The following is a 20,994-nucleotide window of genomic DNA, read 5'->3' on the forward strand; positions in this document are numbered from 1 at the left end:
CTGCTTCGGCTGCGGTCACTACGAGCCAGCCGAAGGCGAGGAGGTCTCTCAACCCACCAGCAGGAAAACCATGAGCGACTTTGCGAAGGGTGAACCGCAAGCCCTGGCGAAGCGCGGTATCACTGAGGAAGCATGCCGTAAGTACGGCTACTGGATCGGCAAGGACAAGCACGGCAAGACCGTGCAGATCGCCAACTACAAGCGCGATGGCGGCATCGTCGCGCAGAAGCTCCGCTACCCCGACAAGAAGTTCTCATTCATCGGCGACTCGAAGGCGTGCGGGCTGTTCGGCCAGCACCTCTACGAACCGGGGCGACGCCTCGTCATCACCGAAGGCGAGATCGACGCGCTCTCCGTGGCGCAGGCACTCGGCCTCCGCTGGCCGGTGGTGTCCGTTCCGAACGGAGCGCAAGGCGCGGCCAAGTCCATCAAGCGCGAGCTGGAGTGGGTCAACGGCTTCGACGAGGTTGTGCTCATGTTCGACATGGACGAACCGGGCCAAGCCGCCGCGCAGGAAGTGGCGCTGCTGCTGACTCCCGGCAAGGCCAAGATCGCACAGCTCCCGGCGAAAGACCCGAACGAGCTGCTCCAGCGTGGCGATGCCGAGGCGATCACCCGCGCCATCTACGAAGCGCAGACCAAGCGCCCCGATGGAGTGGTGACGTTCGGCTCCCTCAAGGAGAAGGCACTCAAGCCGGTCTCGATGGGCATGCCTTGGCACGACCCGCGCCTCACCGCGCTGACCTACGGCAAGCGGTACGGCGAGGTCTACACCTTCGGCGCGGGCACCGGCATCGGCAAGACCGACTGGCTGATGGAGGAAGCAGCCTTCATCGCGCAGGAAACCGGCGACCGCGTTGGCCTGTTCTTCCTGGAGCAGCAGCCGGTCGAGACGGCGAAGCGCATGGCAGGCAAGGTTGCTGGCCGCCGCTTCCACGTCCCCGATGGGAGCTGGACGCAGGAGGAGCTGGAAGCCGCGTTCGAGATTCTCGACAAGGGCCAGGTGTTCATCTACGACCACTTCGGCTCGTCCGAGTGGGACGTGATCGAAGCCAAGATGGCCCACATGGTCGTCGCCGAGGGCGTCAAGCACATCGTCCTCGACAACCTCACGTCGTTTGCGGCCGGTGCCGAGGACGAGCGGAAGATGCTGGAGGACACGATGGCGAAGATCGCGCAGTTCGCGCAGCGCCACCTCATCTGCATCTACCTGGTCTCGCACCTCGCCACGCCGGAAGGCAAGCCACACGAGGAAGGCGGGCGCGTGATGCTCCGCCACTTCAAGGGCAGCCGCGCGATTGGCTTCTGGACGCACTTCGCGTTCGGCCTGGAGCGCAACACGCAGGCCGAGAACGAGGCCGAGCGCAACTGCACGACCTTCCGCGTCCTAAAGGATCGCTTCACCGGCCAGTCGAACGGCCAGGTTCTCTACTACAGCTACGACCACGCATCCGGCCGCCTGCTCAATGCAGATGCTCCGGGCGAATACGGCGACTTCGCCGACGAGTCATCCGATGTATCCACCTCCGACTACTGACGGCCGCTCGGTCGTCGGCTTCATCCCAGCTGATGCGCCGCTCTCCTTCGCTGAGAGCCTCGTTCTCCCCTACCAACTCCCGCGCTCCGACCAAGCCTGCCGTGTCATGTACGGCAAGCCTGGGCGGCGCGTGGTCATCCACATCAAAGCCGAGGAACTACCCCAATGAAAGAGATCGTCGCCATCGCAATCGACCTGCTGACCGCTCCGTTCCGCAAGGACACCGTGACCGACGTGGTGAAGGTGCTGGAGGGCCAGGTGGACAAGCTGTTCAAGATCAGCGCCGACCGCATCGCCACCGCATCGACGCTGCGCGACAAGGCCGATGTCCTGCACTCGCAGGCCGACGAGCACGAGGAAGAAGCCGAGCGCGCCCTGCGCGTCGCCGAGCGCTTCACCAACCTGATCCGCTAAGGGACCAACCATGACTGCCGAGCAACACGCTCGGTCCCTGTTCGACGTGTTGCCGGCCGAAGTCCGCCACCTGGTGATCCTGGGTGGCGGAAGCCTGCGCGCGTTCTACGACGGGACCGAAATCAAGGACATCGACTGCTTCTTCGTGTCACTGGCGAGCTACACCTACGTGGCCGCGTACCTGAGCGGCCGTAACGACTGGACCAGCGAGGCCGCTCCGAACGGCATCCGCAACTTCCGCTCGCCCGAGGGTCACCTCGTGAGCCTGATCGGCTTCGAGTTCGGTACGCCGCACGAGCACTGCGCCCGGTTCGATCTGCGGTGCTGCGCCCACGTCGCCATCTACGAACCCAGCACCGACGAGGTGGTGGTCGTATCCCTCGAAGGCGCGGTTGCCGACGCATCGGAGAAGCTGCTGTTCGTGCTGAACAACAACGGCACCGAGCGCACCATCCGCCGCATCACGCACTACGTCGAGGATTACGGCTACACGCTGCATCCCGACCAGCCCGAGCAGGACGAACTGTTCGAGGACGACGACTTCCCCGGCCACGCGCCGCAGGGCGTCCACACGCCGCCGAAGGCCCCCGAGCCGGAGTACATCCTCCGCGCCCGCCGCCGCGTCCGCGCAATCCCCGTAACCAACCACGGCTACCCGTAAGGAGGACCGCCGTTGATCCTCGTATTCGACTGCGAGACCAATGGCCTCCTCGACGAACTTGACACGATCCACTGCATTTCCCTCCAAGAGGTAGATGAGACCGGCGCACCGCGCGGTCCCATCCTGTCCGCCAACGATCACGGCACGGGCGAAATGACAGTCCGTCAGGCCGTCGAGAGGCTCAAGAAGGCCAAGCGCGTTGTCGGCCACAACATCGCCGGATTCGACATTCCGGCTATCGCCAAGGTGTTCCCGGACTTCAAGGTCCAGGCGTACTTCGACACGTTGCTGATGTCCACGCTGGTCTACCCGGACCTCAAGGACCGCGACTTCAAGGCCCGCAAGAAGCAGGGAGCGAACCCGGTGTTGCCGGGCAAGCTGATCGGCCGCCACGCCCTCGAAGCGTGGGGCTACCGCCTCGGTCGCTGGAAAGGCGACTACGCGGCGCAGATGGCCGCACGCGGCCTCGATCCCTGGGCACAGTGGTCTCAGGAAATGGACGACTACTGCGACCAGGACGTTGCGGTCACGCAAGCGCTGTTCGCGTTGCTGATGAGCAAGGGCCTCCCTACCGAGGCCATCGAGCTGGAGCAGGCCGTCGCGCCGATCCTCTCGCGTCAGCAGCGCTACGGCTACCTGTTCGATCAGGAGAAGGCGCGTGAGCTGGAGTGCATCCTCGTGTCCCGGCGCACTGCGCTGGAGGCCGAGCTGCGCAAGGTCATTCCGCCGTGGAAGGTGGTGAAGCGCAAGTTCGTACCGAAGCGCGACGACAAGCGCCGCGGTTACGTCAAGGGCGTGGAGGTCACGACCTACAAGGACGTGGTGTTCAACCCGGCAAGCCGCCAGCACATTGCTGACCGCTTGACTGCAATGTACGGCTGGCAGCCCCAGGAGTTCACCGAGAAGGGCCAGCCGAAGATCGACGAAGAAGTCCTGGGCGCGCTCAAGTTCCCGATCATCCCGCTCCTGCTGGAGCACTTCATCGTCAACAAGCGCCTCGGCCAGCTCGCCGAAGGCGACGAGGCGTGGCTCAAGGCCATCAAGAAGGACGGCCGCATCCACGGCAGCGTGAATCAGAACGCAGCGGTGACCGGCCGCATGACGCACTCGAAGCCGAACATCGCTCAGGTGCCGAAGGTCCAGCACTCGAAGGAGAAGGGAATCCTCAAGGGCCAGGAAGGCGGCTACGGATTCGAGTGCCGCTCGTTGTTCTGCGTCCCAACAGGGAAGCTCCAGGTCGGCGCGGACGCCTCGGGATTGGAGCTGCGCTGCCTGGCGCACTTCATGGCAAAGCACGACGGCGGCGAGTACGCCAAGGTCATCCTCGAAGGCGACATCCACTCCGTCAACCAATCGGCGGCAGGACTGCCAACCCGCGACAACGCCAAGACCTTCATCTACGCCTTCCTCTATGGGGCAGGCGACGCGAAGCTCGGCTCCATCGTTGGCAAGGGTCGCCAGGCCGGGGCGAAGCTCCGCTCGAAGTTCCTGGCCGGGCTGCCTGCGCTGGAGAAGCTGGTACGCGGGGTCAAGAAGCGCGCGGCCGAGAAGGGATACCTGATCGGTCTCGACGGCCGGAAGCTGCACATCCGCAGCGACCACGCCGCGCTCAATACCCTGCTCCAGTCGGCCGGTGCGCTGGTGATGAAGAAAGCCCTGGTGATCCTCGACGCCGACCTGCAAGCCGCAGGGTTGGTGCCGGGCGTCCACTACGAGTTCCTCGCCAACGTCCATGACGAGTGGCAAATCGAAGTGGACGAGGACAAGGCCGAGTTCGTGGGCAAGACCGCCCAGGCTGCCATCCGCAAGGCTGGCGATTACTTCGGCTTCCGCTGTCCGCTCGATGGCGAGTTCAAGATCGGAAGGAATTGGGCCGAGACGCACTGACCCGCGGCAAGCGGGACATTGCACTCGCCCTGGTGCGCCAAGCGAAACGCCGGGCAGCTAGGAAGGGACTGCCGTTCGACCTCACGTCGGACGACATCGTGGTCCCCGACTTCTGCCCGGCACTGGGCATCCCGCTGTACCGCGCTGTCGGGCGCAAGGCCCAAGGCCCCAACTCACCCACGCTCGACCGCATCGAACCTGACCTCGGCTACGTCCGGGGCAACGTGCGCGTGATCTCCGCACGCGCGAATCAGATCAAGTCCGACGCGACTCCCTCGGAGCTTCTGCGAGTCGCCTGTTACGTCCAAGAGAACCGATGAACCCAACCAACATCCTGCGCGCCCTCGCGGCGCTGCTGGTCGTTGCCGCGCTCGCGGCAGGCGGCTTCGCAGCTTGGAAGTACACCGCAATGGCCCAGCGCGTGACGGAGCTGGAGGAGTCGGCAAAGGAACTGGCCGACCTCAAGCAGACCGTCGAGACCCTCAACCGCGAAGCCGTGCGCCGCTCTGCCTTCGATGCAGCGCTGCGGAACGCCCGCGCCACCACCAACCGCTCTGTGGAGATTGCAGCAAATGCTGACCCGGAAACTGGCGATTACCTGTCTCGCCGCATTCCTGACGAGCTGCGCCGCGCACACCTCGAAAGTCGTGCCGGAGCAGTTCCTCCAGCCGACCGTCATTGAGGGCACGCACTCCTCACTCGACGCCGTGATGGCTGACCCGACCACCACCACCTACGACCTCTACCGCTTCGGCGGCAACGCCGAGGACGGCCTCCAGCGTTGCAACGCCGACAAGGCGAGCGCCCTGGAAGTCCTCAAGGAATCGAACCGATGAACGAGAACCGGCTTCGCGTGCATTTCATTGGCGGCCCCGCTGACGGCGATGTCCGCGTGATCGATCCGTGTACCACCTACCGCGTGGCTGTGCTCGAACACCAGCCCGAGGTTCATGCCTACAACGCCAAGTGCCCGTGCTGCACCGAGCGCATGCTGCGCCCCGTGGAGTGGAGCACCGCGACCTACTTCATCCGCCGCGTTAGCGAGAAGTGCTGGGTCGCCGTACACGAGAGCATGGTATGAAGCGCGCTCTCCTGATCCTGGCGCTGTGTGCTGGCCTCGCTGCGTGCGATATGAAGCCCTGGCCGCCGAGTGCGGACTATGGCTCGTGCCTGAAAGGGCACAGCGAGAACTCCTACATCATCATGTGGCAGTCGATGTGTACGGGGAACTCCTGCACGCAGATTCCGTACACCATCCCGACCACCGACTTCGTGTGCGACGAGCACGAGTACCCGCTCGGCGACGGCCCGGAGTACCAGGCCGGAATGAAGCGCTACGCCGCCGAGCTACAGGCGTGGTATGAGCGCTACCCGGAGAAGCGGCCATGACTTCCTACGTCACCTATCGGCCACCGCAGGCGGCCGGTTCCTGGGTCATTGGCGGCAACTTCTTCGTGCAGGTCCGGGAGCGTCCGAACTGGCTGCACCGCTGGTTCGCGCTGGCGTTCCTGGGATGGCAGTGGGTGGACGCATGAACAAGCGCGGCCCCCTGCTACTGATCGACGCCGATGTGCTGCGCTACCAGCTCGCGTTCTCGAACACCGCGAACATCGACTGGAACGGCGACGGCAACAAGGTCGAAGCGATCCAGCCCGAGCGCGCGAAGGCGAAGCTGGAGGACTACATCGACGAGATCGTCGAGAAGTTCGGCGCGCGTGATTACCTGCTGGCCCTGTCCTGCAAGAAGCACAACTTCCGCAAGGACATCGACCCAACCTACAAGCTCAACCGTGCCAGCAAGGACAAGCCTGCCCTGTGGTACGTGCTCGACGAGTTCGTCTACGACGAGTTCGGCGACAAGATCGTGGAGATCGAGAACCTGGAAGGTGACGACGTGCTGGGGCTGCTGGCCTCGCACCCGAATCCGAAGCGCGCGCCAGGCAGCCGCATCGTCGTGTCCATCGACAAGGACATGCAGACGATCCCCGGCATCCGTCTCTACAACCCCAACCGTCCCGACGTGGGCGTCCGGCCGATCTCGGCTCACGACGCTGACCTGTTCTGGATGAAGCAGGTGCTCACGGGCGACCAGGTGGATAACTACCCCGGCTTCCCCGGCATCGGCCACAAGGGCGCGGACGAGCTGCTCATGCCCATCCACGAGGCGTACCGCGATGCGTCCGTCGAGGAGCACCTCGGCGCGCTGTGGAACACCGTCGTCACCACCTACACCACCCGCATCCCCCGCGGCGGCACCGAGCCGCTGTCGAAGCACGATGCGATCCGCCAAGCACGCCTCGCGCGAATCCTGCGCTACGGCGACTACAACCCCAAGACCAAGGAAGTGAAGCTGTGGAAACCCTGATCCTGTTCATCACCATCGTCGCCGTGCTGGCCGTGCTGTTCGCCTTCGTCGCCTACGGCGCTGCCTGGCTGTGGTGGCGCAGCCTCAACACCCTCGAACGCACCCTGTACCGCTCGGCTGGCAGCGTCAAGCTGTGGCCGGCCGCTGTCGGCGTTGCTGGCGCGGCTTGGCTGATCGCCCGGTGTTTCGCCTGACGACAACCAAGCCACCTGATCCTGCTTACCGCAACTCGTCCACGTAGAACTGCTTCCAGTGTGCAATCTCTGACGGATTCCGACTTACGGGTTCTCGGCTATTGAAAACCCAAAGCTGGATCGCCTTCGGCGTAGTCAACGTTTCATACGTGCAGCTGAACTCAGTGAGCTTATCTGTGATGAGCTGCTTGGCCGCATCGTAGCGCTCTCGCTGAATTCCTTGTGCTTGCCCTGATGCCACGAGCGCATCCATCGCCTCCTGTAGGCCATAGAGCTTCTGTGCAAGCTCAGAGATTTCCGCTCCGTTTGTGTTACTCGGCGTAGAACTCGCCATACCTGTCTCCTTCCATAACGAACACGAATTGTACCCGGCTAAGGCCGGGTTTCTCTTTTGGAGTCCCCATGAAGATCATCGGAATCACCGGCCGCGCCCGCAGCGGCAAAGACACCCTGGCCGAGTTCCTGGTCAGCGACCACGGCTTCGTGAAGCTGTCCTTCGCGGCCCCGATCCGCGCCTTCGTGGCGGACATCACCGGCCTGCCGGTGTCCGCGATGGAGGACGGCCCGCTCAAGGAGGAGCCGCTCGACTGGCTCAACGGGCAGACCCCGCGCCGCCTGATGCAGACCGTGGGCACCGAGTGGGGCCGTGAAATGATCGACCGCGACCTGTGGGTCAAGGTGGTCGCGCAGAAGATCCGTCAGGCCCGCCGCGACGGCGCTGCTGGCGTCGTGGTGTCGGACGTTCGCTTCGACAACGAGGCGCAGTTCATCCGTGAGTGGGGCGGCCAGGTGGTCCAGGTGCTCCGCGACAGCGCGGCCCCGGTCTCGGCGCATGCCTCCGAGGCAGGCGTCCACGGCGACCTGATCGACACCGTGATCGACAACAACGGCCCGATCCACCGCCTGCGGATGGTCGCGGAATCGCTGGCCCGACTCTAAGGGTTTAGTGGTCATCATCGGGGGAAACGACAGTTTCCCCACCTATTCATAACCCAGGAGTTCTATGCAAATCCCTCTGCACTCCTACGACCTGATCGACCTCCTGGACGAACTGCACCCCGAAGTGATCTACGACCCCGCCAAGCCGAAGGAGGAGTTCCTGCTCCGGCAGGGCGAGCGCCGCCTGATCCTCCGGCTAAAGGCGCTGCGGAAGGTCGAGCAGATGGAGCACCGCGCCCGCTAATCATGTGCAGCAAGCCCAACATGCCGGACCAGCAGGAGAAAGACCCGATCCTGCTGACCCGCCAGGACACCCAGCCGACCGGCCACGCGGCCGATCAGCGGCGTAAGTCCAAGGTCCGACTGGACCTGAACAACGCAACGCAGTACCAAGGACTGACCATTCCGAATGGCTGACGCCAAGCAGACCTCGGCCGAGAAGCAGACGGCCGCGAAGCGCTACGGCGATCTCAAGTCCAACCGCAAAGAAGCCGAGACGCGCGCCAAGCGCTGCGCCAAGGTTACCCTGCCCCGCCTGTGGGTGGACGAGGGCGCGAAATCGCGTACCCCCGGTTCCGCCTACATCGACACCGGCCCGAAGTGCGTCAACGCCCTGGCCTCGAAGATCGTGCTGGCCTGGCTCCCGCCGAACGCCTCGGTGTTCAAGCTCGCGCCTGACCAGGCAGTCGCCGAGAACATCGCCGAGCAGGCTGGCGTGGAGACCTCCGAACTGGAGGCCGCGCTGGTGGACGTGGAGCGGGTCATCGTCAACGACCTGGAGACCAGCGGCGTCCGCCCGGTCCTCAGCGAGGCGGCCAAGCACGCCATCGTCCTCGGCAATTTCCTGCTCTACGACCCCGACGAGGGCAAGCCTAAGCTGTATCCGCTGACCTCCTACGTGACCGACCGCGACGGCCTGGGCAACGTGCTGGAGATCATCACGCTCGACAAGATCGCCCCGGCCATGCTGCCGGACTCGATCCGCGCGGCGGTGATGCAGAAGCTCGCCCAGGAACGCGACGAAAAGACCAAGAACGACGACGTGAACCTCTACACCTGGGTGCGTCGCTCGGAAGATGGCAAGGAGTGGGAAGTGGTCCAGGAGGTCGAGGGCGTCGAAGTCCCCGAGACCGTGGGCACCTACCCCATCGACGCCTGCCCGTGGATTCCCCTGTGCGCGCCGCCGTCCCTCGTGGACGACTACGGCGAGGGCTTGGTCTACGACTACGTGGGCGCGTTCGAGTCGCTGGAGGCGCTGCGCAAGGCGATCCGTAAGGGTGCCGCCGCGCTGGCGAAGATCATCATGTTCCTCAAGCCGACCTCGACGATCCGCGAGCGCCAGCTCACCGAGGCCGAGTCCGGCGCGGTGCTGCGTGGCGAGGCCAGCGACGTGACCACGCTCCAGCTCCAGAAAGCCTACGACCTGAACTTCGTGCGTCAGGAGGCCGAAGGGCTGGCGAACTCGCTGGAGCTGATCTTCGGCGTGAAGTCCGCCGTGCAGCGCCCCGGCGAGCGCGTGACCGCCTACGAAATCCGGGTGCTCACCCAGGAACTCGACGACGCCCTCAGCGGCTTCATGGCGATGTCGGGCGAGCAGCTCTTGCTGCCGCTGATCCGCCGCCGCCTGCACAAGCTCCAGAAGCAGGGTCGCCTGCCCGAGCTGCCGCAGGAACTCATCAAGCCGCGCATCACCGTTGGCATCGCCGCCCTCGGCCGCGGCCACGACCTGAACAAGCTGATCGAGTTCGGTCAGGCAGTGGATGCGCTTGTCGGCGCAGAGGAGAAGGCGCGCCGCCTCAACAGTGGCGAGGCGATCTCCCGACTGGCCGCCGCTTCCGACATTTCCACCAAGGGCCTGATCCGCTCCGACGACGAGCTTGCTGCCGAGCAGCAGGACGCCTCGGCGCAGGAGGCGATGGTCCGTGCCGCTCCGAATATCGCCTCAGCGATGACCCAAACCCCGTAACCCCGAGAAGGACGCAATGTCGAACGAAACCACCGAGAAGCCCGCCAAGCCGACCAAGGAAGCCCCGAAGGCTCCGAGCGTCGAGCGTAAGGGCAAGGCCGAGATCACCCGCAAGACGAACGGCCTGGTCATCGTCAACTACAAGCCCGAGGACAAGTAATGTCGCAGCCGGGCAAGTCCGAAGTGACCGTCAGCCTTGACGGCATCAACGGCCAGCCGACCCCAGGTCAGCAGCCGCCGCAGAACTCCCAGGACACCCAGCAGCCCGCACCGGGCGCGCAGGGTGGCACCGATGGCGAGCGCCTGTTCGGCGGCAAGTACAAGACCGTGGAGGAGCTGGAAGCCGCCTACGCACAACTGAGCACGCCAGCCGACGACAAGGGTGGCAAGGGCGGCCCCGCGACCATCGACGACGCCACCGCGGATGACGCGCGTGACGCCTTGGCGCGGGCTGGCCTGAACCTGGACGACTTCGCCACCGAGTTCAACTCGAACGGCTCGCTGTCCGAGGAGAGCTACAAGAAGCTCCAGGACGCGGGCTATCCGAAGGAGCTGGTGGACGTGTACGTCGATGGCCTGCGCGCTCGCGTGCAGACCTACGAGAACGCCGTCTACTCGCCCGCAGGTGGCAAGGCCGGTTACGACGGCCTGGTCCAGTGGGCTAAGACCAACCTGAGCGCCGAGCAGAAGCGGGCGTTCAACGAAGCGGTGCAGTCCGGCGACGCCGGCCGCGCAGCGCTGGCAGTCCAGGGCCTCGTCGCCCTCCGTGGCGGCAACGGCCGCCTTCTGAATGGCAAGACCGCATCGAACGCCGATGCAGGCCCCAAGCCGTTCCAGTCGCAGGCGCAGGTCGTCGAAGCGATGCGCGATGTGCGCTACCACCGTGATCCGGCTTACCGCGCGGAAGTCTCCGCCCGCCTGGCCGTGTCGCCGCTGTTCAAGTAATCCACTCAACCTCAAGCAAGGACTAAATGTCGGACGCAATCCCCTCCCGCCTGGGTCAAGCCCAGGCCAACGGCGACGCCTGGGCGCTGTTCAAGCAGAACTACACTGCTGAAACCATCACCAGCTTCGTCGAGAACTACAAGCTGGACGGCCGCGTGTCGGTGCGCAACATCGAGAGCGGCAAGTCCGCCTCGTTCCCGAACGTCGGCACCATCGGCTCCGAGTACCATGTGCCGGGCACCGAGATCAAGGGCCTGGTGGTCGAGCACAACGAGACCATCATCACCCTCGATCCGATGCTGATCTCGCACGCCTTCATCGCCAACATCGACGAGGCGATGAACCACTACGACGTGCGTTCCGAGTACACCCGTCAGCAGGGTGCGGAGCTGGCGCTCAAGCGCATGCAGAACGAGCTGCGCTGCGCGATCCTGGCCGCTCGTACCACCGAAGGCAAGGTCGAAGGCCAGCCGGGTGGTGCCATCATCAAGGCCGCCACGATGGCCTCCGATCCGACCGTGCTGGCCGATGCGTTCCGCAACGCCCGCATGCTGTTCGACGAGAAGCTGCTGCCGGACAACCCGCAGGAGTTCACTGGCGCACTGGCCCCGGCTCAGTGGTATCTGCTGACCGAGAACAAGGACTTGATCGACCGCGACATCAACGCGGAATCGAACGGCTCCTACGGCCAGGCGATCATTTCCTCGGTCGCCCGCATCCCGCTGGTGAAGATCAACGCGATGCCGCGTGTCGATGAGTCGGCCCTGGCCTCGATCCCGGCCAAGTACCGCGGCAACTTCGCGGACACCGTGGGCGTGATCTTCCACCGCTCGGCGGTCGGCACCCTCAAGCTGCTGGACCTGTCCCTGGAGGACGTGTACCAGGGCGAGAAGCAGGGCACCCTGATGCTGGCGAAGTACGCGCTGGGTCACGGCATCCTGGCTCCGCGCGGTGCCATCGAGCTGTCGAAGGCCCCGTAAGCAATACCGCGCCGTTGGGCAAATCCCGCGGCGCTTCAATCTCTCTCCATCTACGGGGGACATCCACATGGGTGTCCCCCGTTTTTTTGCCCCGAATCCATGAACCTCGAACTCACTCCGACCACGGAACTCGAAGCCGTCAATGTGCTGCTCGGTGCTATCGGCGAAGCGCCGATCAGCGACCTCGAAGCGCTCGGCAACCTGTACGCCTCGCAGGCGCGCGACACCCTCCGCGCGGTGAGCCGCGAGGTCCAAACCGCTGGCTGGTGGTTCAACACCAGCGAGTCGTTCACCTTCACGCTCAACGCGGAAGGCAAGGTGCTGCCGCCGCAGTCGATCCTCAAGCTCGTCCCCGCACGCGGAAGCGAGCCGCTGGTGATCCGAGGCACGCGCCTCATCAACCCGCTCACCCTCGCCGACACGTTCTCGTCGGCCCCCACCGCCGACTTCGTGACCTGGTTCCTCGCCTACGAGGAGCTGCCCGAGTCGGCCCGCCGCTACATCGCCGTGCGCGCTGCGCGTCTGTTCCAGACGAGCGTGCTGGGTAGCGACCAGCTCTACGTGTTCACCGAGAAGCACGAGGAGGAGGCATACCTCATCTTCGCGCAGGAGCACGCCGACTTCACCTACGCCCGCGGCCACAACTTCCTCAGTGGCTCGACGGACGTGTCTGATATTTGGGACCGCTGATGCCGCTAATCACGGGGGACTATCCCTCGTTCCTGGGAGGCGAGTCGCAGCAGGACGATACCGTCCGCTCGCCGAACCAGCTCACCAAGGCGATCAACGCCTGGCTGCATGCCGCAATGGGCGCTGGCAAGCGCCCGCCCGCCGAGTTCGTTGCTGGCCTTGGCGTCACCCTCGATCACGACTGTGCCTTCCACTCCATCGTCCGCGATGAGAACGAGCGCTACATCGTCGCCGTGGGTCACCGCAGCATCCGCGTGTTCGACCACGAGACCGGCAAGGAATACACCGTCAACGCCACGGGCGACGCGCTCAACTACCTGGACACCCAGGGACAGCGTGCGTGGTCGTGCTTCGCGCTGGCGACGTTCTCCGACACCACCTTCATCGTCAACCGGCTGGTAGACGTGAAGCAGAGCGATGAGCTGTCGCCCGGTTCGCTGTACGGATCGGCGCAAACGATGTCCGACCTGCCGAAGCCCGGCGACAAAGGCTCGGCCGTTGTGCCGACCGGCGCGATCTACAACATCATCGGCTCGTCCGAATCGCAATTCGACGACTACTACGTCCAGAAGCAGTCCTCCTCGGTCTACCTGGAGGTCGCCCGGCCGGGCATCAAGCACCGCTTCGATGCCAAGACGATGCCGCACATCCTCAAGCGCATCCCCGATCCAGTGCATGCGGACGGCTTTTGGTTCTCCTTCGGTGGACCGGAGTGGACCGCGCGCCTCGCGGGTGACGAGCAAAGCAACCCGTTCCCGTCCATCGACGGCCAGCGCATCCGCGAGGTGTTCAAGCACCGGGACCGCCTAGGCTTCCTGGCCGGGGAGAACGTGCTGATGTCCGAGGTCTCCGATCCGTTCAACCTCTGGCGCACTTCGGTGACCCAGGTGCTCGACGCCGACCCCATCGACGTGAGCGTCAGCGGGTCTAACGGCGTCACCACGCTCTACCACGCAGTCCCGTTCCAGTCGGCCCTGTTCCTTGCCGCTGCGGGCGGCCAGTTCCTCCTGACCGCCGAGCCGTACCTGGCCGCCAAGAACGTCAAGAGCGATCCGGTCAACAGCTACAGCAGCTCGCCGTACATCCGGCCGAAGCTGATGGGCGAGTCGCTGTACTTCACCGAGGACAGCGGCGCATACGCCAGCGTGCGCGAATACTTCATCGACGACCTGTCGGTGACCGGCGACGCCGCCGACGTGACGGCGCATGTGCCCAAGCTGATGCCGGGCCGCATGCGAGCGATGGCGAGCGCAAGTGGTGCCGACTGCGTGTTCTTCGCTCCTGACGAGCCGACCGACGCGCAGCTCTACGTCTACTTCGTCCGCTGGATCGGCGACGAGAAGCAGCAGTCCGCATGGACGCGCTGGTCAATCTCCGGCGTCGGTCGCATCGTCCACATGCACGCCATCAACGACGTGCTGTACGCCGTCGCGGAAGCCCCAGGCGGCGGCTGCGAGCTGCTCAAGTTCCGCATGGTGCTCAACCAGCACGACACGGATGCCACGGGCGACTACAACTTCCTGCTCGACCGCATGCTGGTGGTGCAGCCCACCTATCAGCAGTTCGGCAACGAGACCTGGATCGACCTGCCCTACATCGTGCCCGATGGCATGACGGTCACCGTCCTCAAGACGGACGACTGGCAAGACCCCGGCGCGTACCTGGACATCACCAAGGCGCGCTGGGACAACGCCCGCACCCGCCTTGCGCTCCCCGGTAACCACACCGAGGGCCGCGTGGTCGTCGGCATGGACTACGAGCACCGCCTCACCCTGACCAAGCCCATCGTTCGCGGTGGGCAGAACCAGGCCGTGCTGGTGGGCCGCACGCAGGTGCGTGACATCGAGGTCGCCTACAAGGATGGCGCGTACTTCGAGCTGGAGGTCGAGCAGCACGGCAATGGCCGCGTCGAGACCTACGTGGCGTCGCACTCCGGTGCGTACACCGCGCGCGTCCTCAACGACTCGGTGTTCCGCACCAGCGCCCCGACGTTCCACTCCGGCTCTCGCCGGTTCCCCGTGCTGGGCGACGCCAACAGCGTCCGCATGCACCTCGTCAACCGCCTGCCGTTCCAGTGCTGGTTCCAGTCAGCACAGTGGCGCGGCATGTTCGTCTCCCGCAGCCGAGTATGACCCTGACCTATCGAAGCCCCACCGCCAGCGACATCCTCCACGTCGCCGAGAACATGCGGCAGGAGGACATCCTGGAGGTGGCGGCTTCGCATGGTCACACCCCGCTCCAGGCGCTCGCATTTGCAGTGACCGCGAGCGACCGCAGTTTCGCCGCGATGCACGACGGTTCCCCCGTGTGCATCTTCGGCTTCAGCCAGCACGCCGAGGGTATCGCCTCGGTTTGGCTGCTGGGCACCGACGCCCTGGTGGCTCCCACGTTCTGCCGCACGTTCCTCCGAGAAGCTCGGCGGATCAGCGACGAGTGGTCGGCCACCTTCGGCACCATCTTCAACTTCGTCGATGTCCACGCCGTCACCACGCGGCGATGGCTCGGCTGGCTTGGCTTCCGCGAGAGCGGCGTCGAGTCCGCCTACGGCTTCGCCAAGACACCCTTCGTCCGAGTAACCAAGACCCCATGTGCAACCCCGTAGCAGTCCAGGTCGGTATCGCCGCAGTCAGCGCGATGGCGACCATGTACGGCCAGGATCAGAACAACAAGGCCATCGAGGAAGCCGCGGAGCGTCAGCAGGAGCAGATCAACGACCAGGCCGCCGAGCGCACCCAACAGCGCATGGAGGAGGCCCGCGCACTGCGATCCGCGATGCGCGCCTCCGCAGCAGAAGCGGCAGTGTCCGGCAACTCGGTCGAGCTGCTGGCGAACGACATCATGGCCCAGGCTGGCCGTGACGTGGCCCTCATCGAGAAGAACCGCAGGAACGGAGTCGTCGAAAGCGGCTCCGAAGCACGCGCTCGTATCCGCACCGGCAATGCCGAGGCGCTGGGCGGCGTGATGCAGTCAGGCGCGAATGCCTACAGCAACATCCAAACCTACAAGCGCTATTCCATTCCCGGAGACGAGTAACCCGTGGCTCGCACGAAACCCCAAGAGATCATCCGCCGCGCGCAGGTGCCGCAGCGTCTCGCCGAGCGCCCCGTTCTGGCGGTGCAGGCTGACCAAGCGTCCTCCGCTGGTGCCGGTGTCCTCTCTCGCACCGCCGCTGCGGTGCTGACGCGCGTCTCGGATTCCGTCAACTCGCAGATGATCTCAAACAGCCGCGAGCAGTACAGCGCCGCGGCGACCCAACGTATGCAGGAGGACGCCGAGGGTACGCCCCGGCAGGCCGAGGACTTCGTTGCCCAGCAGTCGGAGTCATGGCGTCGCGGCTACCTCAAGGCAGACGGCATCATCCGCGTCCGCGACTGGCAGATCGAAGCGGCCAAAGAGATCGCCAAGGCCGAACCCGGCACCGACATCGAGCCGCTCATCAAGGAGCGGATGGCTGCGCTGACGCAGAACCCCGAGTTCCAAGACCCGCAGGTCCGCAAGGCCCTGATGCCGGTCGCCATGCGCGCCGCGCAGCAGGTCCGCCAGCAGTGGCAGGCCGACTCGATGCGGGAAATGCTGGTCCGGCAGAAGGAGTCGCTGACCGCGATCATCCGCGACGGCATCAAGGGCGGCACGTTCCTCACTTCCGAGGGCATGAACGGCCTGTACGCGATGCTGGACCAGGAGGAGTACGCCTATCTCAACAAGCGCGACGTGGACGAACTCTACGTCGAGGCCGCCAAGGAGGAGCTGGCCGCAGGCAACCGCGATCCTCAGTCGATCCTGGCGTTCCTGGAGCAGGACCGCGGCGACGGCCAGCCCGGCTTGATGAACACCGAGCACGGCGACGAGCTGCGCGCGGCGGCTGCCGCTGGTGCCCGCGTGATCGCACACCGCGAGGACGAGGCACGCAAGCAGGCGATGGCCGAGGCAGAGTGGACGCTCCAGGGCCTCGCGGATCGCGGCCAGCTCACCCACAAGACCATCGACACCTGGGCCAGTAAATTCGGCCTGAGCGGTGGCGACCTCCAGTCCTTCAAGCGATACTGGAACAACCAGCAGGAGCAGACGCTTCGCCGCTGGGAGCAGGAAGCGAAGGAGCGCGCCCGAGAGGAGCGCATCCGCAAGCTGGTAGCCGGGGGCAATCCCTACGAGATCAGCGACGCCGACCTCAAGAAGCAGGCCGGTAAGGAGTGGGAGGAAACCCCGCAGGCCGCACGCGGCCAGGTGCTCCAGAAGTGGGCACGGCAGGGCATCGTCATCCCCCAGCTCGAACGCATCCTCAAGCGCGCTGACCCGGCGTTCCAGGAGAACTTCCAGAACGCCGCGACGCTGTACGAACAGCTCCGCAAGGTCTCGCCCAAGTACGCCGATACGGTCGCTGGCGGCGAGGCTGCCGCAATGCTGGACCAGTACCTCTACGACACCCGGCGCAGCGGTCAGTCTCACCAGGAGGCCGCTCGCGTCCTGACGCAACCGAAGCGGGAAGTCGAGGAGGCCCGCTCGGTCATCAACGACACCTGGAAGTCCGGCATCAAGGACTACCTGGAGATCGACGGCAAGCCGCGTGACCCGCGTGAGCTGCACCGCATCCGCCAGGAAGCCGAGCGCATCGCCTCGCGTGGCGGAGTGTCCGGCGAAGCTGCCATCCGTGCAGCGGTCGGTCAGATCGACGCCCAGCGCACGACCGTCAACGGCCGCCGCGTGCCAAACATCGGCATGCCGCAGGGTGCCGAGCCAGCGGTAGACGAGCTGATCCAGACGGTCGCGCGCAAGCTCGGCCGCGACCCGGATGAGCTGTCGGCCCTGCCCAATCCCCGCAATCCGGGGCAGTGGCAGATCGTCGGCCCCGACAACTGGCTGATCCCTGACCCGGACACCGGCCGCGCCATCGGTTTCGACCCGCGTGCCATCGCGGCACAGCACCAGCGCTGGAAGGGAGACCTTGCGGAATCCCAGGCGCGTCGTCGGGTCGAGCAGCGCACCACCTGGGCGGACCAGTCCCGGAACATCCGCGACCTGCGCTCGCAGTCGGCGACCACGGAAGTCCCTGCGGCCATCGCCAAGCGCGACGCCAGCGCCGCCGAGGCTCCCGCCTTCGAGCTGCCCAAGTTCGACCTCACCAAGCCGCTGGTTCCCAACGCGGGCACCAAGCAAACCACCACCACCCCGGCAGTCCCCGAGGACTTCCTGGAGTACCTGACGAGGAAGTAAGACCGCATGTTTGAATCCCTACCCGGCGCAGACGAGAACATCGTCAAGCCGGCAACCCAGCAGCCCATCGTGCAAGCCGTGCGCGAGCGCAAGGAGCAGCGAGAGGCCGCGGAGCGCCGGAAGGATCAGACGACCGTATGGGACGGATGGGGCGCTGCCCAGGCAAAGGGCGGCATCGGCTTCATCGACCGCTTCATCACCGAGCTGGGCTACGAGCCGCAGCAGGGCTATCGCATTCCCGCAGACGCGCGCAAGCGCTGGGAGTCGATGGGCCTGCGCCCGGAGCAGTGGGAGCTGTTCGGCCGGGCCACGTCCGACGAGCACCTCTCCTATCTGGAATCCGTGGCCTTTATGAATCAGATGGCGGACGACGACCTGGCGCAGTTCGGCCTGGGCGGACAGATCGCCCTCGGCTTCACCGACCCGGTGGCAACCGGCCTCGATCTCGCCACGGGCGGCCTGGGGTACGCAGCCAAGGCCGGACGCCTCGCCAACGCGGTGCGTTCCGGTCTACAGGCTGCGGGCACCTCCGCGCTGATGTCGGCCGCAACCTCCACCTACGACCCCGAGCAGACGCTCGCGGATGGCGTGCAGAGCGCCGCCCTGTCGTTCGCGTTCGGTGGTGCCCTCGGCGCTCGCCGGGGTGCCCTGTTCGACGGCGAGGTGAAGCCTGACGTGGTGAAGCGGCTGGCCGGTGACGACTCGCTGTCCGCCGCCCGCGTGGCAGGCACCGCCGCCAACGACCTCACGCCAGGCGTCCTCCCGCTGCGCAACGAGAGCGCATTCGAGCAGGAGTTCACCGACAAGGCGCTGGTCAACGCGCACATCACGCCCCACTTCGCCACCGTCCGCCGCGACCTTGCTGCCCGCATGGGTAGCGCCAAGTCGCCGCTGGTGCGCGAGGCGGGCCGCCTGCTGTTCCGCGATGGCGTCGGCTACACCGATCGCTCCGTCGCGGTCCAGGAGTCCACCAGCGAGTTCGCCAAGCGCCACCTGGCCGTCATGGAGACGGAATGGCGGAGCGGAGTGAACGCCGCATGGGACGCCTACAAGCAACGGACAGGCACCCATTGGTGGAACTTCTCCGAGCGCGCAAAGTTCAACGAGGAGGTCGGCCGTGCCGTGCGCGGTGCGCCTGACGTATCACCGGAAGCCGCCAAGGCGGCCGGCAGCGTCGCCAAGGCGATGCGCGATGCGCTCAAGCTGGCGCAGGACAGCAACCTCGACGGCTTCGCCAACGTGGCGCAGAACGGCAGCTACCTGCCGCGCTACTGGAGTGGCAAGGGCTTCAAGCGCCTGTTCGGCGAGATGCAGCTTCACCAGGACGACGTGATCGAGCAGCTCATCAAGCCCGCCATGCGTCGCGCCTGGGAGGCCACCACCGACGAAGGCGACGAGATCGACGACGAGCTGCTCGGGGCGGTTGCACGCTCCTACCTCAAGCGCGCCCAAGCGAACTTCGAGGGCGACGGGATGGACCTGCTGGTCCGCCCGCTGGACAGCGATTCGGTCGAGGAGATCGGCAACATGCTGACCGAGGCGGGCGTCTCGCCCGTGCGGTCGCAAGAGCTACTGTCCAAGCTGGAGCGCAAGACCTACGAGTCGGGCAAGCTCGACCGCGCGAAGAAGCGCATCGACCTCGACGAGACCTACTCCACCACCATCCGCAACGAGGCTGGCGAGGACGTGCAGGTCTCGATGGCCGACCTGTTCGACAACGACGTGGACTCGGTGATGACCCGCTACATGCGCGAGATCACCGGCTGGTCGGCGCTGTCGTCGAAGGCTGGCATCAAGAACCGCGCACAGCTCGACCGCTTCGTGTCGAAGCTCAAGAGCGACGCCCGCAAGTCCGGCGACGACGTGAAGGACATCGAGCGCCTGATCGACATCGGCCTCAAGTCCACCTTCGGCCGCAGCACCGAACTCGATCCCGCCAGCCGAGGCGCACGCTACGCGCGGTTCCTGCGCAACTGGAACTTCGCCCGCGTGATGAACCAGGTCGGCTTCTCGCTGTTCGCCGAGCTTGGCCCGACCATCGCGCATGCCGGTCTCCGCAACTTCTGGAACTCCGTGGGTGCCGCCCGCGACTTCCTGGTGCGCGGCGCTGACGGCAAGCTGTCCTCGCAGGAGGCGCGCGTCATGGAGCGGCTGTTCGCACCCGGCACCGACTGGCTGCGCAACCCGCCGTTCCTGCGCCTGGACGAGGATGCGCTAGTGCCGCAGACGTTCAACGTCAAGCACGGCGAGAAGATCGACAACGCGATGAACATGGCGACGCACGTCACCTCGGTCGCATCCGGCATGGCCCCGATCAACACGATGCTCCAACGCATCGCCGGTCGCGCCACGCTGCTGCGGCTGCTGGACATGGCGAACGCCAAGAAGCTGTCGGACGCCGAAGTGGCCCGCCTGCGCACCTGGGGCCTCGACGAGAAGGCCCAGGCCGACGTGTTCGGCTACCTCAAAGGCAAGCGGCAGATCGAGCAGATCGACCCGGACAAGCTGCCGTTCCAGACGCGCGAGCGCATGGCGGCCTTCCTGTTCCGCGTGACGCGACACCAGGTTCTCGAAGGTGACGCCTCGGACAGCATCGAGCTGATGCACTCCACCACCGGCCGCATCGTCACGCAGTTCCGCAGCTTCATGGTCAACAGCTACACCCGCCACTTCCTGAACTCCGTCCACCACTACGACGACTGGCGCACCTACGCGATGGTCGTGCTGTCCACTTCGGCAGCAGGCATGGGCTGGGCGGCTCGCACGTACATCAACACTGCGGGCAACCCCGAACAGCGGAAGAAGCAGCTGACGCAGGAGAACTTCTACAAGAACGCTGTCGCGCAATCGAGCTGGTCGAACGTGATCCCCGCGGTCACCGACGCCGTGTGGGCGGACGCCTTGGGTAACGACCCGGTGTTCGCCAACAACCGCTCGACCGGCCTGGAGAACGGCGTGATGGGCATCCCGTCCATCGACCTGTTCAACAAGGTCTACGGCAGCACGCGGATGATCGGTTCGGCCATCCGCGACGATGAGGAGATCACCGAGAAGCAGATGCGCGACTTCTGGAAGATTTGGTGGTTCAACAACATGACGGGCGTCCGCAACATCGCGGATCAAGCCCTACAGCAGTTCCCTGACCGCAAGGACGGGACTGATCGACCGTAACCAGGAGGCCCTTCGGGGCCTCCACCTTTTTGAG

26 protein-coding genes are annotated in these 20,994 nt (G+C 65.4%); 25 read left to right on the forward strand and 1 reads right to left on the reverse strand.

Translation table 11 applies throughout. The features are described 5' to 3' along the window. Positions 1 to 70: 70 nt before the first annotated feature. From AC5P9N_RS14625 to AC5P9N_RS14680, 12 genes are all read left to right on the forward strand, one after another. The gene (locus tag AC5P9N_RS14625; protein ID WP_005412418.1) at positions 71 to 1,537 is read left to right on the forward strand and encodes a toprim domain-containing protein; all 1,467 of its coding nucleotides are present in this window, start codon (positions 71 to 73) and stop codon (positions 1,535 to 1,537) included. Positions 1,538 to 1,702: 165 nt separating this feature from the next. Beyond that, positions 1,703 to 1,951, forward strand: coding sequence for a hypothetical protein (locus tag AC5P9N_RS14630; protein WP_005412417.1), 249 nt, complete (start codon positions 1,703 to 1,705; stop codon positions 1,949 to 1,951). 10 nt (positions 1,952 to 1,961) lie between these two features. Continuing rightward, on the forward strand, positions 1,962 to 2,612 hold the full coding sequence (locus tag AC5P9N_RS14635) for a Gabija anti-defense Gad2 family protein (protein WP_005412416.1): 651 nt from the start codon (positions 1,962 to 1,964) through the stop codon (positions 2,610 to 2,612). 12 nt (positions 2,613 to 2,624) lie between these two features. Then, positions 2,625 to 4,499, forward strand: coding sequence for a DNA polymerase (locus AC5P9N_RS14640; protein ID WP_049417451.1), 1,875 nt, complete (start codon positions 2,625 to 2,627; stop codon positions 4,497 to 4,499). Then, positions 4,481 to 4,819, forward strand: a complete 339-nt coding sequence (locus AC5P9N_RS14645) for a hypothetical protein (RefSeq protein WP_050483582.1) — start codon at positions 4,481 to 4,483, stop codon at positions 4,817 to 4,819. The genes AC5P9N_RS14640 and AC5P9N_RS14645 overlap by 19 nt, the downstream gene beginning before the upstream one ends. Beyond that, positions 4,816 to 5,181, forward strand: a complete 366-nt coding sequence (locus AC5P9N_RS14650) for a hypothetical protein (protein WP_005412414.1) — start codon at positions 4,816 to 4,818, stop codon at positions 5,179 to 5,181. The genes AC5P9N_RS14645 and AC5P9N_RS14650 overlap by 4 nt, the downstream gene beginning before the upstream one ends. Before the next feature lie 28 nt (positions 5,182 to 5,209). Continuing rightward, entirely contained in the window at positions 5,210 to 5,335 is a 126-nt protein-coding gene (locus AC5P9N_RS14655) for a hypothetical protein (protein ID WP_005412413.1), read from the forward strand. Further along, entirely contained in the window at positions 5,332 to 5,580 is a 249-nt protein-coding gene (locus AC5P9N_RS14660) for a hypothetical protein (RefSeq protein WP_005412412.1), read from the forward strand. Before AC5P9N_RS14655 ends, AC5P9N_RS14660 begins: the two co-directional genes overlap by 4 nt. Next, positions 5,577 to 5,888, forward strand: a complete 312-nt coding sequence (locus tag AC5P9N_RS14665; protein WP_005412411.1) for a hypothetical protein — start codon at positions 5,577 to 5,579, stop codon at positions 5,886 to 5,888. Before AC5P9N_RS14660 ends, AC5P9N_RS14665 begins: the two co-directional genes overlap by 4 nt. After that, the gene (locus tag AC5P9N_RS14670) at positions 5,885 to 6,034 is read left to right on the forward strand and encodes a hypothetical protein (RefSeq protein WP_005412410.1); all 150 of its coding nucleotides are present in this window, start codon (positions 5,885 to 5,887) and stop codon (positions 6,032 to 6,034) included. Before AC5P9N_RS14665 ends, AC5P9N_RS14670 begins: the two co-directional genes overlap by 4 nt. Next, complete coding sequence (locus tag AC5P9N_RS14675) at positions 6,031 to 6,864, forward strand: hypothetical protein (protein WP_004154583.1); 834 nt, start codon at positions 6,031 to 6,033, stop codon at positions 6,862 to 6,864. The genes AC5P9N_RS14670 and AC5P9N_RS14675 overlap by 4 nt, the downstream gene beginning before the upstream one ends. Then, positions 6,852 to 7,058, forward strand: coding sequence for a hypothetical protein (locus tag AC5P9N_RS14680; RefSeq protein WP_005412408.1), 207 nt, complete (start codon positions 6,852 to 6,854; stop codon positions 7,056 to 7,058). Before AC5P9N_RS14675 ends, AC5P9N_RS14680 begins: the two co-directional genes overlap by 13 nt. A gap of 25 nt (positions 7,059 to 7,083) precedes the next feature. Here AC5P9N_RS14680 and AC5P9N_RS14685 read toward each other — a convergent pair whose 3' ends face one another. Then, entirely contained in the window at positions 7,084 to 7,392 is a 309-nt protein-coding gene (locus tag AC5P9N_RS14685; protein WP_032961816.1) for a hypothetical protein, read from the reverse strand. Positions 7,393 to 7,460: 68 nt separating this feature from the next. On the opposite strand from AC5P9N_RS14685, the gene AC5P9N_RS14690 reads away from it, so the two are divergent. The 13 genes from AC5P9N_RS14690 to AC5P9N_RS14750 all read left to right on the forward strand — a co-directional run bounded on the left by AC5P9N_RS14690 (position 7,461) and on the right by AC5P9N_RS14750 (position 20,960). Further along, a complete protein-coding gene (locus tag AC5P9N_RS14690) occupies positions 7,461 to 7,997 on the forward strand; it encodes a deoxynucleotide monophosphate kinase family protein (RefSeq protein WP_004154581.1) in 537 nt (178 codons plus the stop codon). A 64-nt stretch (positions 7,998 to 8,061) separates the two neighbouring features. Then, positions 8,062 to 8,241: a hypothetical protein gene (locus AC5P9N_RS14695; RefSeq protein ID WP_005412407.1), complete on the forward strand. Its 180-nt coding sequence runs from the start codon at positions 8,062 to 8,064 to the stop codon at positions 8,239 to 8,241. A gap of 20 nt (positions 8,242 to 8,261) precedes the next feature. Next, positions 8,262 to 8,414 carry a hypothetical protein gene (locus AC5P9N_RS14700; protein WP_005412406.1) on the forward strand — a complete coding sequence of 51 codons (153 nt, stop codon included), beginning with the start codon at positions 8,262 to 8,264 and terminating at the stop codon, positions 8,412 to 8,414. Beyond that, on the forward strand, positions 8,407 to 9,963 hold the full coding sequence (locus AC5P9N_RS14705) for a portal protein (protein ID WP_005412405.1): 1,557 nt from the start codon (positions 8,407 to 8,409) through the stop codon (positions 9,961 to 9,963). The genes AC5P9N_RS14700 and AC5P9N_RS14705 overlap by 8 nt, the downstream gene beginning before the upstream one ends. Positions 9,964 to 9,979: 16 nt before the next feature. Then, positions 9,980 to 10,123 (forward strand): hypothetical protein, encoded by a 144-nt coding sequence (locus AC5P9N_RS14710; protein ID WP_004154577.1) that lies wholly within the window; start codon positions 9,980 to 9,982, stop codon positions 10,121 to 10,123. Then, positions 10,123 to 10,908, forward strand: coding sequence for a capsid assembly protein (locus AC5P9N_RS14715; RefSeq protein WP_005412404.1), 786 nt, complete (start codon positions 10,123 to 10,125; stop codon positions 10,906 to 10,908). Before AC5P9N_RS14710 ends, AC5P9N_RS14715 begins: the two co-directional genes overlap by 1 nt. Before the next feature lie 26 nt (positions 10,909 to 10,934). After that, positions 10,935 to 11,888 carry a major capsid protein gene (locus AC5P9N_RS14720; RefSeq protein WP_005412403.1) on the forward strand — a complete coding sequence of 318 codons (954 nt, stop codon included), beginning with the start codon at positions 10,935 to 10,937 and terminating at the stop codon, positions 11,886 to 11,888. A 99-nt stretch (positions 11,889 to 11,987) separates the two neighbouring features. Continuing rightward, positions 11,988 to 12,578: a phage tail tubular protein A gene (locus AC5P9N_RS14725; RefSeq protein WP_005412402.1), complete on the forward strand. Its 591-nt coding sequence runs from the start codon at positions 11,988 to 11,990 to the stop codon at positions 12,576 to 12,578. After that, a complete protein-coding gene (locus AC5P9N_RS14730; protein WP_005412401.1) occupies positions 12,578 to 14,710 on the forward strand; it encodes a phage nozzle protein in 2,133 nt (710 codons plus the stop codon). Before AC5P9N_RS14725 ends, AC5P9N_RS14730 begins: the two co-directional genes overlap by 1 nt. Next, positions 14,707 to 15,180: a hypothetical protein gene (locus AC5P9N_RS14735; RefSeq protein ID WP_005412400.1), complete on the forward strand. Its 474-nt coding sequence runs from the start codon at positions 14,707 to 14,709 to the stop codon at positions 15,178 to 15,180. Before AC5P9N_RS14730 ends, AC5P9N_RS14735 begins: the two co-directional genes overlap by 4 nt. A 32-nt stretch (positions 15,181 to 15,212) precedes the next feature. After that, a complete protein-coding gene (locus AC5P9N_RS14740; RefSeq protein ID WP_032961812.1) occupies positions 15,213 to 15,611 on the forward strand; it encodes a virion core protein, T7 gp14 family in 399 nt (132 codons plus the stop codon). A gap of 3 nt (positions 15,612 to 15,614) precedes the next feature. Then, positions 15,615 to 17,789 (forward strand): hypothetical protein, encoded by a 2,175-nt coding sequence (locus tag AC5P9N_RS14745; protein WP_032961810.1) that lies wholly within the window; start codon positions 15,615 to 15,617, stop codon positions 17,787 to 17,789. A gap of 78 nt (positions 17,790 to 17,867) precedes the next feature. After that, positions 17,868 to 20,960: a hypothetical protein gene (locus tag AC5P9N_RS14750; protein ID WP_099470283.1), complete on the forward strand. Its 3,093-nt coding sequence runs from the start codon at positions 17,868 to 17,870 to the stop codon at positions 20,958 to 20,960. The last annotated feature ends 34 nt before the right edge of the window (positions 20,961 to 20,994 follow it).

The organism is Stenotrophomonas sp. YJH_SMC_6 (assembly GCF_059371335.1).

Excerpts from the sequence above, each read along its gene's own strand:
- AC5P9N_RS14685 (WP_032961816.1), bottom strand. The coding sequence starts at position 7,392 with ATGGCGAGTTCTACGCCGAGTAACACAAACGGAGCGGAAATCTCTGAG.
- AC5P9N_RS14740 (WP_032961812.1), top strand. The coding sequence starts at position 15,213 with ATGGCGACCATGTACGGCCAGGATCAGAACAACAAGGCCATCGAGGAA.
- AC5P9N_RS14735 (WP_005412400.1), top strand. The coding sequence starts at position 14,707 with ATGACCCTGACCTATCGAAGCCCCACCGCCAGCGACATCCTCCACGTC.
- AC5P9N_RS14625 (WP_005412418.1), top strand. The coding sequence starts at position 71 with ATGAGCGACTTTGCGAAGGGTGAACCGCAAGCCCTGGCGAAGCGCGGT.
- AC5P9N_RS14675 (WP_004154583.1), top strand. The coding sequence starts at position 6,031 with ATGAACAAGCGCGGCCCCCTGCTACTGATCGACGCCGATGTGCTGCGC.
- AC5P9N_RS14715 (WP_005412404.1), top strand. The coding sequence starts at position 10,123 with ATGTCGCAGCCGGGCAAGTCCGAAGTGACCGTCAGCCTTGACGGCATC.
- AC5P9N_RS14700 (WP_005412406.1), top strand. The coding sequence starts at position 8,262 with ATGCCGGACCAGCAGGAGAAAGACCCGATCCTGCTGACCCGCCAGGAC.
- AC5P9N_RS14730 (WP_005412401.1), top strand. The coding sequence starts at position 12,578 with ATGCCGCTAATCACGGGGGACTATCCCTCGTTCCTGGGAGGCGAGTCG.
- AC5P9N_RS14630 (WP_005412417.1), top strand. The coding sequence starts at position 1,703 with ATGAAAGAGATCGTCGCCATCGCAATCGACCTGCTGACCGCTCCGTTC.
- AC5P9N_RS14690 (WP_004154581.1), top strand. The coding sequence starts at position 7,461 with ATGAAGATCATCGGAATCACCGGCCGCGCCCGCAGCGGCAAAGACACC.
- AC5P9N_RS14695 (WP_005412407.1), top strand. The coding sequence starts at position 8,062 with ATGCAAATCCCTCTGCACTCCTACGACCTGATCGACCTCCTGGACGAA.
- AC5P9N_RS14705 (WP_005412405.1), top strand. The coding sequence starts at position 8,407 with ATGGCTGACGCCAAGCAGACCTCGGCCGAGAAGCAGACGGCCGCGAAG.
- AC5P9N_RS14660 (WP_005412412.1), top strand. The coding sequence starts at position 5,332 with ATGAACGAGAACCGGCTTCGCGTGCATTTCATTGGCGGCCCCGCTGAC.
- AC5P9N_RS14720 (WP_005412403.1), top strand. The coding sequence starts at position 10,935 with ATGTCGGACGCAATCCCCTCCCGCCTGGGTCAAGCCCAGGCCAACGGC.
- AC5P9N_RS14655 (WP_005412413.1), top strand. The coding sequence starts at position 5,210 with ATGGCTGACCCGACCACCACCACCTACGACCTCTACCGCTTCGGCGGC.
- AC5P9N_RS14710 (WP_004154577.1), top strand. The coding sequence starts at position 9,980 with ATGTCGAACGAAACCACCGAGAAGCCCGCCAAGCCGACCAAGGAAGCC.
- AC5P9N_RS14725 (WP_005412402.1), top strand. The coding sequence starts at position 11,988 with ATGAACCTCGAACTCACTCCGACCACGGAACTCGAAGCCGTCAATGTG.
- AC5P9N_RS14665 (WP_005412411.1), top strand. The coding sequence starts at position 5,577 with ATGAAGCGCGCTCTCCTGATCCTGGCGCTGTGTGCTGGCCTCGCTGCG.
- AC5P9N_RS14650 (WP_005412414.1), top strand. The coding sequence starts at position 4,816 with ATGAACCCAACCAACATCCTGCGCGCCCTCGCGGCGCTGCTGGTCGTT.
- AC5P9N_RS14670 (WP_005412410.1), top strand. The coding sequence starts at position 5,885 with ATGACTTCCTACGTCACCTATCGGCCACCGCAGGCGGCCGGTTCCTGG.
- AC5P9N_RS14635 (WP_005412416.1), top strand. The coding sequence starts at position 1,962 with ATGACTGCCGAGCAACACGCTCGGTCCCTGTTCGACGTGTTGCCGGCC.